We start from the raw sequence: 15796 nt of genomic DNA, 5'->3' as shown, positions 1-15796 counted from the left end.
GAGCGCGGGGCCCGGCACGGGGACCGGCCGGGGACTGTCCGCGCCGGCTGGTAGGAATACCCGCGATGAACTCCTCCGGCCCAGACTCGATCGGCCCCGACCCCACCCTCGACCAGCCCGAGCTGCTGCCCGGCCTGGTCCGGGCGTCCGTGCGCCGCTCGAAGCAGCGCAAGGCGGCGGGTGAGAAGGCCAAGGCCAAGCAGGCCGAGCCGGCCGAGGTCGACCCGATCGCGCGGGTGCTCGTCGACGTGCCGCTGGCCCACCTGGACCGGCCCTTCGACTACACGGTGCCGGCGGCCATGGGCGAGGGCGCCGTCCCGGGGGCCCGGGTCAAGGTGCGCTTCGCCGGCCAGGACGTCGACGGGTACGTCGTGGCGCGCGCGGCCGCGAGTGAGCACACCGGCCGCCTCTTCCCGCTGCGGCGCCTGGTCAGCCCCGAGCCCGTCCTGGCCCCCGAGGTCGCCGAGCTCACCGCACTGATCGCCGAACGCTATGCCGGCACCCGCTCCGACGTGCTGCGCCTGGCCGTGCCGCCACGGCACGCCACCGTGGAGAAGGAGCCGCCGCCCGCGCGGGCGGATCCGCCGGCCTACGCCCCCGAGGCGGCGACGAGCGTCTGGTCCGCCCACGAGCACGCCGCCGCCTTCCTCACCCACCTCGCCGAGGGCCAGAGCCCGCGCGCGGTGTGGAACCCGCCTCCCGGCGCCGACTGGCCGCTGCTGGTCGCCCACGCCGCCGCCGCGACGTACTCCTCGGGACGCGGCGTGCTGGTCTGCGTCCCGGACGGCAAGGACGTCGCCCGTGTCGATGCCGCGCTGGCGGCGGTGCTGGGGGAGGGCCACCACGTGACGCTGACCGCCGACAGCGGCCCGGCGAAGCGCTACCGCGATTTCCTGGCGGTCAGCCGGGGCACGCGTCGCATCGTCGTGGGCACCCGCGCCGCCGCTCTCGCGCCCGTCCACGACCTCGGCCTGGTGGTGATCTGGGACGACGGCGACGACCTGCACGCCGAGCCCCGCGCGCCGTACCCGCACACCCGCGAGACGCTGCTGCTGCGCGCCGAGACCCAGCACACCGCCGCGATCGTGGGGGGCTTCGCGCGCTCGGTCGAGGCGGGCTACCTGCTGCGCACCGGCTGGGCCCGCGAGCTGGCCGCGCCGCGCGAGGTCGTGCGCCGACAGGTCACGGTCTCGGTCACCGGCGCCACCGACGTCGAGCTGGAGCGCGATCCGCTCGCCCGCGCCTCCCGGCTGCCGCGCCGGGCCTTCGATGCGATCCGCGCCGGCCTGGAGCAGGGCCCGGTCCTCGTCCAGACCCCGCGCAGCGGCTATGCCGCGAGCCTGGCCTGCGAGCGGTGCCGCACCCCCGCCAGGTGCGCGACCTGCGCGGGCCCGCTGGGGCTCACCGGCCCGACGACGCCCCCCGCCTGCCGGTGGTGCGGTACGGCGAACGACGCGTGGTCGTGCACCCACTGCGGCCACCGGGGCCTGCGTGCACCGGTCGTGGGGGAGGCGCGCACGGCCGAGGAGCTGGGCCGCACCTTCCCCAAGGTCCGGGTGCGCACCTCCGGGGGAGACAGCGTGCTGAGCCAGGTCCCACACTGGCCCGCCATCGTCGTGGCGACTCCCGGGGCGGAGCCGGTCGCCGACGGTGGCTATGGCGCGGTGGTGCTGCTCGACACCTGGCTGGTGCTGGCGCGCGCGGACCTGCGCACCGACGAGGAGGCGCTGCGTCGCTGGTGCAACGCGGCGGCCCTGGTGACCCCGGGCGGCGACGTGGTGGCGGTCGGGGACCCGTCGCACCCCGCGCTGCAGGCCCTGGTGCGCTGGGACCCGGCCGGGTTCGCCGAGCGCGAGACACGCGAGCGCGTCGAGGCTCACCTGCCGCCGGCCAGCCGGCTGGCCTCGATCACCGGGGCGCCGGGCGCGGTCGACGACGCGCTCACGCTGCTGGCCGCCCCCGAGGTCGCCGAGGTCCTCGGCCCGGTCCCCACCGGCGAGGAGGAGGTGCGGGCGGTGATCCGGGTCCCGCGCGCCCAGGGGCCCGCCCTGTCCCGGGCGCTCGGCGAGCTGCAGCGCGTGCGCAGCAGCCGCAAGCTCGACGCCGTACGCATCCAGGTCGACCCGCCCACCCTGTGACCTGACCGCCCGAACCGCCCGGGCGGTCGGGGGTGCCTCGCAGCCTCACTAGACTGTCCCGGCAGTCCACCCGCAAGGAGTTCCGTGCCCATCCAGCCCATCCGCCTGTTCGGCGACCCGGTCCTGCGCAAGCCCGCCCTCGAGGTCGTCGACTTCGACCGCGAGCTGCGCCGACTCGTCGCCGACCTGCACGACACCATGCTCGATGCGCCCGGCGCCGGGCTGGCCGCGCCGCAGATCGGCGTCGGGCTGCGGGTCTTCACCTGGTTCGTCGACGGGGAGGCCGGCCATCTGGTCAACCCGAGCCTGGACCTCTCCGAGGAGCTGCAGGACGGTCCCGAGGGCTGCCTGTCGCTGCCGGACCTCACCTTCGACTGCCGCCGGGCCCTCTCCGTGGTCGCGAGGGGCTTCAACATGCACGGCGACCCGGTCACCATCGAGGGCTCCGAGCTGCTCGCCCGCGCGATCCAGCACGAGACCGACCACCTCGACGGCGTGCTCTTCATCGACCGCCTCGACGAGCAGTCCCGCAAGGCGGCGATGAAGCAGATCCGCGAGTCGGACTGGTTCGGCGCCGAGCAGCCCACCATCAAGCTCTCCCCCCACCGCACGAACGGATTCGGACTCTGATGCGCGTCGTCTTCGCCGGCACCCCCGAGGTCGCCCTTCCCGCCCTGGACGCGATCGTCGCGTCCGACCACGAGCTCGTCGGCGTGGTCACCCGCCCCGACGCGCCCTCCGGCCGCGGCCGCAAGCTGGTCCCGAGCCCGGTCGCGGTGCGCGCCGAGGAGCTGGGCGTGCCGGTGCTCAAGCCCGAGCACCCGCGCGACCCCGACTTCCAGTCCGCCCTGCGCGAGCTGCGTCCCGACTGCTGCCCGGTCGTGGCGTACGGCGCGCTGCTGCCGCAGTCGGCGCTCGACATCCCCGAGCACGGCTGGGTCAACCTGCACTTCTCGTGTCTGCCGGCCTGGCGCGGCGCCGCTCCGGTGCAGCACTCGCTGTGGGCGGGCGACGAGGTCACCGGCGCCACGACCTTCCGCATAGTCAAGGCGCTCGACGCCGGCCCGACGTTCGGCGTGATGACCGAGCGGATCCGGCCCACCGACACCGCCGGCGACCTGCTGGGCCGGCTCGCCGAGGGCGGCGCGGGCCTGCTCGTCTCCACGCTCGACGGCATCGCCGACGGATCCCTCGTCGCCCGCGAGCAACAGGAGGAGGGCGTCAGCTTCGCCCCCAAGATCCTGGTCGAGGACGCCCGCATCGACTGGACCGAGCCGGCCGTCGCGGTCGACCGCCGCATCCGCGCCTGCACGCCGGGTCCTGGCGCCTGGTCGCTGCACGAGGGCGAGCGGATCAAGATCGGTCCGGTCACCGTCGCCGACGACCACGAGCCGCTGGCCCCCGGCGTCCTCGACGTCACCAAGAACGCCGTCTTCGTCGGCACCGCGACCGCGCCGGTGCGGCTCGGCGAGGTCAAGGCGTTCGGCAAGAAGCAGATGAACGCGGCCGACTGGGCGCGCGGCGTACGCCTCGAGCCCGGTGTCCGGTTCGGCGACGAGGCCCCTGCGGCTGACGCCTGATGGCCGACCCACGCGCCCGTGGCCGCCGCGGCGGGCGTCCCCCGCAGGGACGTCAGGCCGGGGCGCGGCCGGCCGGAGGTCAGCCGCCGCGGGCCAAGCCTCCCGTGGACCCGGCCCGCTCCGCGGCGTACGACGTGCTCAAGGCGGTGCGTCTCGAGGACGCCTACGCCAACCTCGCGCTGCCGCCGATGCTCGCCAGCCACGGGCTCAGCGGGCGCGACGCCGCCTTCGCCACCGAGCTGGTCTCGGGCACGATCAGGCGCCAGGGCACCTATGACGTGATCATCGACGCCTGCCTGGACCGCCCCAAGCTCGAGGCCAAGGTCCGCGACGCGCTGCGCCTGGGGGTCCACCAGCTGCTGTCGATGCGCGTCCCGTCGCACGCCGCGATCAGCACCACCGTCGACCTGGTCCGCGCCAAGGTCGGACAGGGCCCCGCCGGCTTCAGCAACGCCGTGCTCCGCAAGGTCGCCGAGCACGACCTGGCCGGCTGGGTGCGGCGGGTCGCGCCCGACCCCGGCACCGACCCCGTCGGCTTCGGCGTCGTCGCGCACAGCCACCCGCGCTGGGTCGTCGAGGAGCTGGGCCGCGCCCTCGGGGAGCGCCGCGACGAGCTCGACGCGCTGCTCACTGCAGACAACGAGGCACCTCGCGTGGTGCTGGTGGCGCGGCCCGGACGCTCGGAGATCGGCGAGCTCCCGGGCGAGCCGACCCACTTCTCGCCGTACGGCGTGGAGCTCGCCGGCGGTGACCCGTCGGGCGTGCCCGCGGTCGCCGAGGGGCGCGCCGGGGTCCAGGACGAGGGCTCGCAGCTGGTCGCCGTGGCGCTGGCCCGCGCGAGCGTCGAGGGGCGCGACGAGCGCTGGCTGGACCTGTGCGCCGGTCCGGGCGGCAAGGCGGCGCTGCTGGCCGCTCTGGCCGCCGGCGCCGGTGCGTCGCTGCTGGCCAACGAGCGGGCCCCGCACCGGGCGGGTCTGGTCCGCCGGTCGCTGGCCGGCGCGGCCGGCGTGAGCGGCGTCGTCGCCGGCGACGGCACCCGCCCCGCGTGGCCGGCCGACGCCTTCGACCGGGCGCTGGTCGACGCCCCGTGCTCGGGTCTGGGGGCGCTGCGTCGGCGTCCGGAGTCGCGCTGGCGGCGTCGTCCCAGCGATCTCGAACAGCTCGTGCCGCTGCAGCGAGCGCTGCTGGCGGGTGCCCTGGACAGCGTCCGACCGGGCGGCGTCGTGCTCTACGCGACCTGCTCGCCGGTGCTCGCCGAGACGGCCGGCGTCGTGGAGGCCGTGCTGGCCCAGCGCGACGACGTCGTCCTCGAGGACGTGACCGCGCTGCTCCCCGACGTACCCGACGCGACCGGGCCGCTGCCCGGCACCATGCAGCTGTGGCCGCACCGGCACCGCACCGACGCGATGTTCCTGGCGCTGCTGCGGCGCAGCTGACAGCTCCGGAGCGGCCAGGGGCTCAATCGGCGAGGTGGCGCAGGTAGCGCTGCGGCTCGTCGAGGTAGCGCCGCCAGTGCTGCACCAGGTCGAGCTCCTCCCAGGTGGTCTCGCGCAGACCCCACTCGCCGACCTCCAGTAGCCGGGCCCCCGGCAGCGCGGCGAGCACGGGGGAGTGCGTGGCGCACAGCACCTGGCCCTTCTGCTCGACCACGTCGTTGAGCGCCGCCATCAGCCCCATCGTCGAGGAGAACGACAGCGCCGCCTCCGGCTCGTCGAGGCAGTAGAGGCCGGGGGAGTCGAAGCGGCTGCGCAGCACCGCGAGGAACGACTCGCCGTGGCTCATCTCGTGAAAGCTCGGGTCACGGCCGCTGGAGTGGCTGTCCATGAACGTGTACCAGCCGTGCATGGTCTCGGCCCGCAGGAAGAACCCCCACCGGCTCGCCCCGATGCCGCGCTGCAGCTGCAGCGCCCGGCTCAGGGGGGACTCGGTGGGCCGCGTCGCGTGGTGCCCCTGGGTGGAGCCGCCCTCCGGGGAGAGGCCGTAGGCCATCGCCACCGCCTCGACGAGGGTGGACTTGCCCGAGCCGTTCTCCCCGACGAGCAGCGTCACGCCCTTGGCCAGGTCGAGCCCCTCGTCCATCACCTGGGCGACGGCCGGCACGGTCAGCGGCCACTCGTGCGCCGACAGGTCGTGGTCGCGGCGGGCCGACACCCGGACCACCGGGGGCTGGTCGAAGTCCATGCGGCGAACGTAGCGGCCCTCACCGACGTACGGCGTACCGCGTGTGCACGGCGTACGGCGAGTGGTGGACGGTGAGCACCTCGAGGTCGACGTCGTGGTCGAAGCCGTCGAAGAGGCGCTTCCCGGCACCGAGCACCACCGGCGCCACCGAGATCGCCAGCTCGTCCACCACCCCGGCGGCCAGGGCCTGGCGGATGACGTCGGCGCCTCCGCCGATGGACACGTCCTTGCCCTCGGCCGCCGCGGCGGGCGCGGGCCAGGGCGGTGTCGAGGCCGTCCACGAAGGTGAACCCGCTCTCCGGCGGCGGGGCGTCGCCCAGCCGGTGCGTGAGGACGAAGAGCGGCCCGCCGAACGGGTTGCTGCCGCCCCAGGCGTCCGCCGCGTCGTACATGCCGCGACCGCAGATCGCCGCCCCGGTGGTGGCGACCAAGGCGTCGAAGAAGTCCTTGTCGGCCCCGGTCATCGCTGTGGGGTCGTGCTCGCCGTTGTAGGTCCACGGCCCGCCCATCACCCAGTGGTGCAGCCGCTCGCCGCCGCGTCCCAGCCCGCAGCCGGGGCCGTCGTCCGGGCCGGTGACGTAGCCGTCCACCGAGGTCGTGATCCCTGCCAGCACCCTGCTCATCGCGAGGCTCCTCTCGTCGTGTCGTGCGCTCCTGCACAGGCAGACCGCGGCGCGGGCGAGCTCTCATCGCCGCGCTGGGGTGCGGCCGCTGGCTAGGTTGGTCGCATGGCCGCATCCAAGACGCCGTCCACCGAGATCGAGGTGGACGACAAGGTCGTCCGCGTGAGCAACCCCGACCGGGTCTACTTCCCCGAGAGCGGGGCGACCAAGCTGGACCTGGTCGAGTACTACCTCGCGGTGGGCGACGGCATCGTCAACGCGCTGCGCGAGCGGCCGTGCATGCTGCACCGCTTCCCCAAGGGGCTCGACGGCGACAAGGTGCACCAGAAGCGGCTGCCGCAGGGCGCGCCGCCGTGGGTGGAGACCGTGCGGGTGCACTTCCCGCGCTGGAACCGGACGGCCGACGAGCTGTGCGTCACCGAGCTCGCGAGCGTGATCTGGGCGGTGCAGATGTCGACGGTGGAGTTCCATCCGTGGAACAGCCGGCGCGCCGACACCGAGAGGCCCGACGAGTGGCGCATCGACCTCGATCCGGGGGACGACTGCGACTACGCGACCGTGCGCCGGGTCGCCCACGTGGCCCACGAGGTGCTCAACGAGCTGGGCGCCGTCGGCTTCCCGAAGACCAGCGGCAGCAAGGGGCTGCACATCTATGTCCGGATCCCGCCGGAGCACGGCTTCAAGGACGTACGGCGAGCCGCGCTGGCCTTCGCCCGCGAGGTGGAGCGCCGAGCGCCCGACGACGTGACGACCACGTGGTGGCGCAAGGACCGGGACCCGACGGCCGTGTTCCCCGACTACAACCAGAACGCGCGCGACCACACCATCGCCGCGGCGTACTCCGTGCGAGGTCTGCCCGACGCGCGGGTCTCCACGCCGATCCGGTGGGACGAGATCGACGACGCCGACCCCCGCGACTTCACGATCTTCACGGTCCCGCAGCGCTACGCCGAGCTCGGCGACCTGCATGCCGGCATCGACGACGAGGTGTTCGACCTGTCGCCGCTGCTGGAGTGGGCCGAGCGCGACGAGTCCGAGGGCGCCGAGCCGCCGGCGGACCCGGAGGACTGAGCGCGCACCGGCGCTCGCCGTACGACATCGGGCGCTCGCGTACGACGTCAGCGCTCGTGACGGACAGGGGGCCGGGGCTGGTGGTGCGGATCGGTCAGTTGGGGCAGGCGAGGTAGTCGGCGCTGTCAATCACTGATGTTGTCGGGCGAAGCTTCGGCCGACAACATCAGCGTTCCCCGGTCGACCGGGGAAACCGACACCCCCGATCCCAGCGCGCACCGGCGTACGCCGCAGGGCGGGCGCCGTGAAAAGATCACCGCGTGGGAATCCAGATCACGCCGTCCATCCTCAACGCCGACTTCGCCAACCTGGCCGCGGAGGTGAGCCGGATCGGCAGCGCCGACTGGGTCCACGTGGACGTGATGGACAACCACTTCGTCCCCAACCTGACGTTCGGGCCGACGATGGTGGAGGCACTGGCGCGCTCCACCGACATCCCCCTCGACGCGCACCTGATGATCGAGGACCCCGACCGCAACGCGCCCGTGTATGCCGAGGCGGGGTGTCGCAGCGTCACCTTCCATGTCGAGGCGGCGAAGGCGCCCGTGCGGCTGGCCCGCGAGATCCGCAACCAGGGCGCCCGGGCCAGCATGGCGCTGCGCCCCGCCACGCCGATCGAGCCCTACGAGGACCTGCTCGCCGAGCTCGACATGGTGCTGATCATGACCGTCGAGCCCGGCTTCGGAGGCCAGAAGTTCCTCGACCTGTGCCTGCCCAAGATCCGCCGCGCCCGGGCGATGATGGACAAGCACGGCGTCGAGACCTGGCTCCAGGTCGACGGCGGCGTCTCGCTCGAGACCATCGAGCGGTGCGCCGAGGCCGGTGCCGACGTGTTCGTCGCGGGCTCGGCCGTCTACTCCGCCGCCGACCCCGACGCGATGGTCGGCGAGCTGCGGGCCAGGGCCGAGGCGGCGACCGGGCGCTGAGCGCGCCTCGAGTCCCGCCGAGCACGCCGTCTCGGTGTGCGACACCTCTCATCGCACCGTCCGAGGCCTGTGACACAATCTCGGGCAGACGAGTTCACAGCTCGCGTGCTCTGGGGTCGGTGAAAATCCGAGCCGGCGGTGAAAGTCCGCGACCCGGCCGCTGCCAGCGGTCGGTTGACCAGGTGGAACTCCTGGACCGACGGTCAAAGTCCGGATGGGAAGCGCACGCAGGTGGTGACCCGCCCGACGTCTCGAGCCGACCACGGCACGGGACCGGGCAGATCCTGCCGTCACGCCCCGGAGTCCGCGACCGGACACAGGGCAGGGCTGACGAATGACCACAGCGCAGTTCACCGCAGCTGAGCACAGCGCGATGACGCGCGCCCTCGAGATCGCCTGCACCCCGGGCGTCCCGCTCGCGCCCAACCCCCGGGTCGGCTGCGTCCTGCTCGCCGAGGACGGCACCGTCGTCGCGGAGGGCCACCACCGCGGGGCCGGTACGCCGCACGCCGAGGCCGACGCGCTCAGCCGGGCCGGCGACCGGGCACGCGGGGCCACCGCCGTCGTCACGCTCGAGCCGTGCAACCACACCGGCCGCACCGGTCCGTGCGCGCAGGCCCTCGTCGACGCCGGCGTACGCCGCGTGATCTTCGCCCAGCGCGACCCCAACCCCGTGGCGAGCGGGGGAGCGCAGACCCTGCGTGCCGCCGGCATCGAGGTCGAGGACGGGCTCCTCGCCGCGGAGTCCCGGGCCGTGAACGAGGTCTGGAGCTTCGCGATCGAGCACCAGCGCCCGTTCGTGACCTGGAAGTTTGCCACCACCCTCGACGGCCGCAGCGCCGCGGCCGACGGCACCAGCCGCTGGGTCAGCAGTCTCGCCGCGCGTCGCGACACCCATCGGCTACGGGCGCTGTGCGACACCATGCTGATCGGCACCAACACCGTCGCCGTCGACGACCCCGAGCTCACCGTCCGCGACGAGCACGACCGGCCGCTCGCCGTACAGCCGCTGCGCGCGGTGATGGGCCTGCGCGAGCTCGACCCCGGGCGCCGGGTCTTCAACGACCGCGCCGAGACCGTCCGGCTGCACACCCGCGACCCGCACGAGGCGCTGGCCGGGCTGTGGGCTCGCGAGCGCCGCCACGTCTTCCTCGAGGGCGGGCCGACGCTGGCCGCGGCCTTCGTGAACGCGGGGCTCGTCGACGAGGTCGTCGCCTACGTCGCGCCGATGCTGCTCGGCGCCGGGCGCAACGCGGTCGGCGACCTCGGAATCACCACCATCGCCGATGCGCTGCACCTCGTGGTGCGCGAGGTGACCGTCCTCGGCGAGGACGGGGGCGACCGCAACGTCCGCCTCACGATGGGGCTCACCCCGAACCAGCCCGTCCCGAACCAGCCCGTCCCGAACCAGAAGGACCACTGACATGTTCACCGGAATCGTGGAGGAGCTCGGCACCGTCGAGCGCGTGGACGAGCAGGGCGACGCCATCCGGCTCACCGTGCGCGCCGCCACCGTGCTCGACGACGTCACGCTCGGCGACTCGATCGCCGTCAACGGCTGCTGCCTCACCGTCGCCGAGACCGACGGCACGCTGTGGACCGCCGACGTGATGCAGGAGACGCTCGACAAGACCTCGCTGCTGGGCGTGCGCCCCGGCGACCGGGTCAACCTCGAGCGCGCCGTCACCGCCCACAAGCGCCTCGGCGGCCACATCGTCCAGGGACACGTCGACGGCGTCGGGACGGTGCTGGCCCGGACTCCGAGCGAGCACTGGGAGGTCGTCGAGATCAGCCTGCCCGATGCCCTCGGGCGCTACCTCGTCGACAAGGGCTCGATCACCGTCGACGGCATCTCGCTGACGGTCGTCGAGGCACGCGACGCGTCGTTCACGATCAGCCTGATCCCCGAGACCCTGGCCCGCACGACGCTCGGCTTCCGTGCGGTCGGCGACCGGGTCAACCTCGAGGTCGACATCATCGCCAAGCACGTCGAGAAGCTGCTCGCCAGCGGGTACGTCGAGCGGCTCAGGGCACCCGGGGAGGGCTCGTGAGCCTCTACGAGTGGCTGCTGCACGGCACCATCGCCGTGGCGGGAGGCAGCCTGAGCGTGCCGGAGGTCGTCGGCAACGTCTTCGGCCTCGCCAGTGCGCTGCTGGGGATGCGCCGGCTGGTGTGGGCCTGGCCCATCGGGCTGGTCGGCAACGTGCTGCTCTTCGTGGTCTTCTCCACCGGCGAGCTCAGCAGCCACGGCGACGGCGAGGCGCTGTGGGGCCAGGCGGGGCGGCAGGTGTTCTTCGCCGCGGTCGCGGTCTACGGCTGGGTGAGCTGGCGGCGGGCACGCTCCGCCGGGGGAGCGGCTGACGGAGGAGCGATCGCGCCGCGCTGGGCCGGGCGGCGCAACCTCGCGCTGCTGGTCGGGCTCGGCGTGGTGGGCTATGCCGTCTCCTACGCCGTGCTGAGCGAGATCGGCTCGTGGGGCCCCGCCACCGAGGCCTGGATCCTCACCGGCTCGATGCTCGCGACCTACGGCATGGCCCGCGGCTGGGTCGAGTTCTGGATCGTGTGGATCCTCGTCGACGTCGTCGGCGTGACCACCCTGATCCGTGCCGGCTACTACCCGACGGCCGGGATGTACCTGTTCTACGGCGCCTTCTGCGTCCTCGGTCTCGCCACCTGGTGGCGAGCCGAGCGCAGCCTGCGCGCCGCGCACGACGACGGACCGGGCGCTGCCCGGGACGACAGTGACCCCACCGAGCACAGCGACGACAGCGACGACGAGAGGTTGGTGACCGCGTGAGCAGCGTGCGTCTGGACAGCGTGGAGCGAGCGATCGAGGACATCGCCGCCGGCAGGGCCGTCGTCGTGGTCGACGACGAGGACCGCGAGAACGAGGGCGACATCATCTTCGCCGCGGCCCGGGCGACCCCGGAGCTGATGGCCTTCACCATCCGGCACTCCAGCGGCGTGATCTGCGTGCCGATGCCGGGCGCGATGCTCGACCGTCTCGAGATTCCGCTGATGACGCCGCACAACAAGGACAAGCTGCGCACCGCCTACACGATCTCGGTCGACGCCCGCGACGGCGTCAGCACCGGCATCTCCGCGGCCGACCGCGCCCACACCGCCCGTCGGCTCGCCGACTCGGCGACCGAGCCGTGGGAGCTCACCCGGCCCGGCCACGTCTTCCCGCTGCGCTACCGCGAGGGCGGCGTGCTGGTCCGGCGCGGTCACACCGAGGCCGCCGTCGACCTGGCCCGGATGGCGGGCCTCACCCCGGCCGGGGTGCTGGTCGAGGTCGTCAACGACGACGGCACGATGAAGCGCGGACCCGAGCTGCGCGAGTTCGCCGACGAGCACGGCCTCGCGATGATCTCGATCGAGGACCTGGTGCGCTACCGACGGCGCCACGAGCGCCACGTCGAGCGGGCCGCCGAGACGGTCCTGCCGACCCGCTTCGGCGACTTCACGGCGTACGGCTATCGCATCACCATCGACAACAGCGAGCACATCGCGCTCGTGCACGGCGACCTCGCCGGTGCCCTGGAGCGCGGCGAGCCGATCCTGACCCGGGTGCACTCCGAGTGCCTCACCGGCGACGTGTTCGGCAGCAGCCGCTGCGACTGCGGCCCGCAGCTCGACGAGGCGATGGAGCGGATCGTGGCCGAGGGCTGCGGCGTCGTGGTCTACCTGCGCGGCCACGAGGGCCGCGGGATCGGCCTGGTCGCCAAGCTGCAGGCCTACCAGCTGCAGGACGGCGGTCGCGACACCGTGGACGCCAACCTCGACCTCGGCCTGCCGGCCGACGCGCGCCACTACGGCACCGCCACGCAGATCCTGCGCGACCTGGGGATCGGGCAGGTGCGGCTGCTGACCAACAACCCCGCCAAGACCACCAGCCTCGAGGAGTTCGGGATCGCGGTCAGCGAGCGGGTGCCGCTCACGCCGCGGCCCAACGGCCACAACCTGGCCTACCTGCTGACGAAGCGGGACCGGATGGGGCACCATCTGCCGGGACTGGAGCCCGGGATCGAGCCCGGGATCGAGCCCGATCTCGAGCCTGGAGCCGAGATCCTCACGAACGGAGTCGACCGATGAGTGGAGCAGGGGCACCGCGCCCGCAGCCGCTGGACTGCCACGACCTGCGGGTCGCCGTGGTGGCCTCGAGCTGGCACGACGTGGTGATGAACGGGCTCCTCGACGGGGCCGAGCGCGCGCTGGTGGACTACCAGGTCGAGGCGCCGGTCATCGTGCGCGTGCCCGGCGCCTTCGAGCTGCCGGTGGTCGCGGCCGCGCTGGCCGCCCAGGGGTACGACGCCGTGGTCGCGCTCGGCGTCGTCATCCGCGGCGGCACACCGCACTTCGAGTACGTCTGCAACGCCGCCACCGACGGGCTGGCCCGGGTGGCGCTGGACAGCCAGACCGCGGTCGGGTTCGGGCTGCTCACCTGCGACGACGAGCGACAGGCCCTCGAGCGCGCCGGACTGCCGGACTCCCACGAGGACAAGGGCTACGAGGCGGCGTCCGCGGCGCTGATCACCGCGCAGACGCTGCGGCGGGTCAAGCGCGGCTACGACGTCGGCGCCTGAGCCACGTCGTACGACGAGTGGTGCCGGGCACCCGCGGCGCCCGCCCCGCGTGGGCGGAGTGCGTCGGGGCCCGGCCCACGCCGTAAGGTGTGCGTCCGTGAAGACGTTCGAGGAACTCTGGGCCGAGCTCAACGAGAAGGCCCAGACGCGACCTGAGGGATCCGGCACGGTGCGCGAGCTCGACGCCGGGGTCCATGCCATCGGCAAGAAGCTGGTCGAGGAGGCCGCCGAGTCGTGGATGGCCGCCGAGCATGAGGGCAAGGACGCGGCGGCCGAGGAGCTCAGCCAGCTGCTCTACCACGTGCAGGTGATGATGATCGCCTGCGGCCTGACCCTCGACGACGTCTACGCCCACCTGTGAAGAAGGCCCCCACCCCTATGTCCTCCCCTGAGAACGCCGCCCCCCAGAACGGCTCCACCGACCGTCTCGTGCGGATCGCGGTCCCCAACAAGGGCGCGCTGTCGCAGTCTGCCTCCGAGATCCTGCGCGAGGCGGGCTACCGCCAGCGCAGCGACTCCAAGGAGCTCGCGCTCATCGACGCCGAGAACGGCGTGGAGTTCTTCTACCTGCGCCCGCGCGACATCGCGCTCTACGTCGGCGAGGGCACGCTCGACGTCGGCATCACCGGCCGCGACCTGCTGATCGACTCCGGCGCCTCGGCGCAGGAGGTGATGGGCCTCGGGTTCGGTCGCTCGAAGTTCCACTTCGCCGGTCCGGCCGGGCGCTTCGCCGACCTCGCCGACCTCGAGGGCAAGCGCATCGCCACGTCGTACGTCGGGGTGGTCGAGGCCTTCCTCGCCGAGCGCGGCATCGACGCGACCGTCACCCGCCTCGACGGCGCGGTCGAGACCAGCATCCAGCTCGGCGTCGCCGACGTGATCGCCGACGTCGTCGAGACCGGCAGCACGCTGCGCCAGGCCGGCCTGGAGACCTTCGGCGAGGTCATCTTGGCCTCGGAGGCCGTGATGATCACCCGCGCCGGCAGCGAGCAGGCGGCGGCCGGCTTCGAGACCTTCAAGCGTCGCGTCGAGGGCGTCCTCGTGGCGCGCAGCTACGTGATGATGGACTACGACATCAAGAGCGAGAACGTCTCGGCCGCCGTGGCGCTGACGCCCGGCATCGAGAGCCCCACCGTGTCCCCGCTGCATCGCGAGGGCTGGGTCGCCGTCCGGGCGATGGTGCCCCGCGCGGGCGCGCAGCGGCTGATGGACGAGCTCTTCCAGCTCGGCGCGCGCGGCATCCTGCTGATGGAGATCCATGCCTGCCGACTCTGAGCCCGTGCCCCTGCCGCGCACCTGGCGTCCCTTCGGCGTCCGGATCGCGGTGATCGGCGCCGGCGTCGGCCTCGCCGCGGTGCTCGCCGTGGCCGGCGTCGCCCTGGGGCCGGAGATCCGCGCCAAGTTCACGGTCTTCGAGGTGATCACGATGATCTTCCTCGCGGGCCTGGTCGTCGCCGTGGGATATGCCCTGGCGCGCTCGCGGGTCACCGCCACGGACGAGGGGCTCGTCGTGGTCAACGGCTTCCGCCGCCGCGACTATGCCTGGGCCCAGGTCGTCGCCATCCACCTCACCCCCGGCGCCCCCTGGGCCGTCCTCGACCTCACCGACGGCACCACCGCGTCGGCGATCGGCATCCAGGGCTCCGACGGCTCCCGCGCGACCCAGGCCGTGCGCGAGCTCGACGCCCTGATCAACCGCTGACCCGTCACCAACTCTCGCTGACCCGTCAGAAGATCACGGTGACCCGTCAGAACGTCGCAGGTCAGAGCGCGCGGATGCCCCAGCTCGCGGCGTACGACGTCTCCGGCTGGCCCGCAGCGCCCAGCACGACCACGTCCTCACCCGAGCGGAACGCGTCGGCCTGCGCCGTCATCGGCTCCACGGCCAGCGACCGCCGAGCGGTGGCGGGGACGTCGTCGGCGGAGTAGACCTGCAGCCACCCGTGCTGCTCGTCGACCCACAGCTGCACGCCGGTGCCCGCCGCGGGGTCGCGCAGCGTGACCACCGCGCGCCCGTCGTCGTCGCGGTCGAGGTCGGTCACCGCGTCGTTCCACACGGTGTCGCCGATCGCCCGCGGCGTCCGGAAGTCGTACGGCGTGCCGGCGACCGGCTCGCGACCCACCGGCAGCAGCCGGTCGTCGACGAGCGAGCGGGTGGACGCCGGCAGGCTGAGCTCCCAGCCGTCGATCGGCCCGGGCCCTGCCACGAGGTAGGGGTGCGCCCCGCTCGCGTACGGCGCGCGGCCGGCCGCGTGGTTGGTGACGGCCTGCGTGACGACCAGCCCCTCGGCGGAGAGTTCGTAGCGCACCACGAGGTCGAGCGTCCAGGGATAGCCGCTCTGCGCCATCAGCCGGTGGTGCAGCGTGACGGCCTCGGCGGTGTGTTCCACCGGCGCCCACGGGACCCAGCGCGCCAGTCCGTGCGAGGCGTTGTGGCGCTTGGCCTCGCTCAGTCCCAGCTGGTGCTCGGCGCCGTCGAACTCGTAGCGCCCCTCGCGCAGCCGGTTGGGCCACGGGACCAGCAGCTGCCCGCGCCCGCCGTACGACATCTCGTCGGCGGCGAAGCCGTCCACCAGCGCTCGCCCGTCGTGCTCGAGGTGACGCAGTGCTCCGCCTCCCTCGGTGACGACGGCGCGGTAGCCCGCGGCGGCGATCTCGAACTGCTCTCCGGAGGGCGCGACCATGCTCGTC

Annotated in this window: 17 protein-coding genes and 1 riboswitch; of the genes, 14 read left to right on the top strand and 3 right to left on the bottom strand. The window is 73.5% G+C overall.

Annotation, left to right across the window (positions count from 1 at the left end):
- Window positions 1-65 precede the first annotated feature (65 nt).
- From ACYU7L_RS00670 to ACYU7L_RS00655, 4 genes are all read left to right on the top strand, one after another.
- A complete protein-coding gene (locus ACYU7L_RS00670) occupies window positions 66-2138 on the top strand; it encodes a primosomal protein N' (RefSeq protein ID WP_460793226.1) in 2073 nt (690 codons plus the stop codon).
- An 84-nt stretch (window positions 2139-2222) separates the two neighbouring features.
- Complete coding sequence (def, locus tag ACYU7L_RS00665) at window positions 2223-2768, top strand: peptide deformylase (protein ID WP_460793224.1); 546 nt, start codon at window positions 2223-2225, stop codon at window positions 2766-2768.
- Window positions 2768-3718 (top strand): methionyl-tRNA formyltransferase, encoded by a 951-nt coding sequence (gene fmt / locus ACYU7L_RS00660; protein ID WP_460793223.1) that lies wholly within the window; start codon window positions 2768-2770, stop codon window positions 3716-3718. Before def ends, fmt begins: the two co-directional genes overlap by 1 nt.
- Complete coding sequence (locus ACYU7L_RS00655) at window positions 3718-5154, top strand: RsmB/NOP family class I SAM-dependent RNA methyltransferase (RefSeq protein WP_460793222.1); 1437 nt, start codon at window positions 3718-3720, stop codon at window positions 5152-5154. The genes fmt and ACYU7L_RS00655 overlap by 1 nt, the downstream gene beginning before the upstream one ends.
- Before the next feature lie 22 nt (window positions 5155-5176).
- On the opposite strand, the gene ACYU7L_RS00650 is transcribed toward ACYU7L_RS00655, so the two are convergent.
- Together ACYU7L_RS00650 and ACYU7L_RS00645 are read right to left on the bottom strand one after the other, a co-directional pair.
- Window positions 5177-5899 carry an AAA family ATPase gene (locus ACYU7L_RS00650; protein ID WP_460793221.1) on the bottom strand — a complete coding sequence of 241 codons (723 nt, stop codon included), beginning with the start codon at window positions 5897-5899 and terminating at the stop codon, window positions 5177-5179.
- Between the two features lie 19 nt (window positions 5900-5918).
- The gene (locus ACYU7L_RS00645; RefSeq protein WP_460793220.1) at window positions 5919-6122 is read right to left on the bottom strand and encodes a dihydrofolate reductase family protein; all 204 of its coding nucleotides are present in this window, start codon (window positions 6120-6122) and stop codon (window positions 5919-5921) included.
- Between the two features lie 505 nt (window positions 6123-6627).
- Here ACYU7L_RS00645 and ligD point away from each other — a divergent pair.
- From ligD to ACYU7L_RS00595, 10 genes are all read left to right on the top strand, one after another.
- Complete coding sequence (gene ligD / locus ACYU7L_RS00640) at window positions 6628-7593, top strand: non-homologous end-joining DNA ligase (protein WP_460793219.1); 966 nt, start codon at window positions 6628-6630, stop codon at window positions 7591-7593.
- Between the two features lie 260 nt (window positions 7594-7853).
- Window positions 7854-8519 (top strand): ribulose-phosphate 3-epimerase, encoded by a 666-nt coding sequence (gene rpe, locus ACYU7L_RS00635; protein WP_460793218.1) that lies wholly within the window; start codon window positions 7854-7856, stop codon window positions 8517-8519.
- 101 nt (window positions 8520-8620) lie between these two features.
- Window positions 8621-8750, top strand: a riboswitch (FMN riboswitch).
- 103 nt (window positions 8751-8853) lie between these two features.
- A complete protein-coding gene (gene ribD / locus ACYU7L_RS00630; RefSeq protein ID WP_460793217.1) occupies window positions 8854-9942 on the top strand; it encodes a bifunctional diaminohydroxyphosphoribosylaminopyrimidine deaminase/5-amino-6-(5-phosphoribosylamino)uracil reductase RibD in 1089 nt (362 codons plus the stop codon).
- 1 nt (window position 9943) lies between these two features.
- Window positions 9944-10570, top strand: a complete 627-nt coding sequence (locus ACYU7L_RS00625) for a riboflavin synthase (RefSeq protein ID WP_460793215.1) — start codon at window positions 9944-9946, stop codon at window positions 10568-10570.
- Window positions 10567-11316 carry a nicotinamide riboside transporter PnuC gene (gene pnuC / locus ACYU7L_RS00620; RefSeq protein WP_460793214.1) on the top strand — a complete coding sequence of 250 codons (750 nt, stop codon included), beginning with the start codon at window positions 10567-10569 and terminating at the stop codon, window positions 11314-11316. Before ACYU7L_RS00625 ends, pnuC begins: the two co-directional genes overlap by 4 nt.
- Complete coding sequence (locus tag ACYU7L_RS00615; protein WP_460793213.1) at window positions 11313-12614, top strand: bifunctional 3,4-dihydroxy-2-butanone-4-phosphate synthase/GTP cyclohydrolase II; 1302 nt, start codon at window positions 11313-11315, stop codon at window positions 12612-12614. Before pnuC ends, ACYU7L_RS00615 begins: the two co-directional genes overlap by 4 nt.
- Window positions 12611-13105, top strand: coding sequence for a 6,7-dimethyl-8-ribityllumazine synthase (gene ribH, locus ACYU7L_RS00610; RefSeq protein WP_460793212.1), 495 nt, complete (start codon window positions 12611-12613; stop codon window positions 13103-13105). Before ACYU7L_RS00615 ends, ribH begins: the two co-directional genes overlap by 4 nt.
- A 97-nt stretch (window positions 13106-13202) precedes the next feature.
- On the top strand, window positions 13203-13466 hold the full coding sequence (locus tag ACYU7L_RS00605) for a phosphoribosyl-ATP diphosphatase (RefSeq protein WP_460793211.1): 264 nt from the start codon (window positions 13203-13205) through the stop codon (window positions 13464-13466).
- A gap of 17 nt (window positions 13467-13483) precedes the next feature.
- Complete coding sequence (hisG, locus tag ACYU7L_RS00600; protein ID WP_460793210.1) at window positions 13484-14380, top strand: ATP phosphoribosyltransferase; 897 nt, start codon at window positions 13484-13486, stop codon at window positions 14378-14380.
- A complete protein-coding gene (locus tag ACYU7L_RS00595; protein ID WP_460793209.1) occupies window positions 14364-14807 on the top strand; it encodes a PH domain-containing protein in 444 nt (147 codons plus the stop codon). The genes hisG and ACYU7L_RS00595 overlap by 17 nt, the downstream gene beginning before the upstream one ends.
- 61 nt (window positions 14808-14868) lie before the next feature.
- On the opposite strand, the gene ACYU7L_RS00590 is transcribed toward ACYU7L_RS00595, so the two are convergent.
- Window positions 14869-15789, bottom strand: a complete 921-nt coding sequence (locus tag ACYU7L_RS00590; protein WP_460793208.1) for an aldose 1-epimerase family protein — start codon at window positions 15787-15789, stop codon at window positions 14869-14871.
- Window positions 15790-15796 lie beyond the last annotated feature (7 nt).

This window comes from Nocardioides pacificus (assembly GCF_054775955.1).
This window is presented reverse-complemented; position numbering and strand designations above follow the sequence as displayed.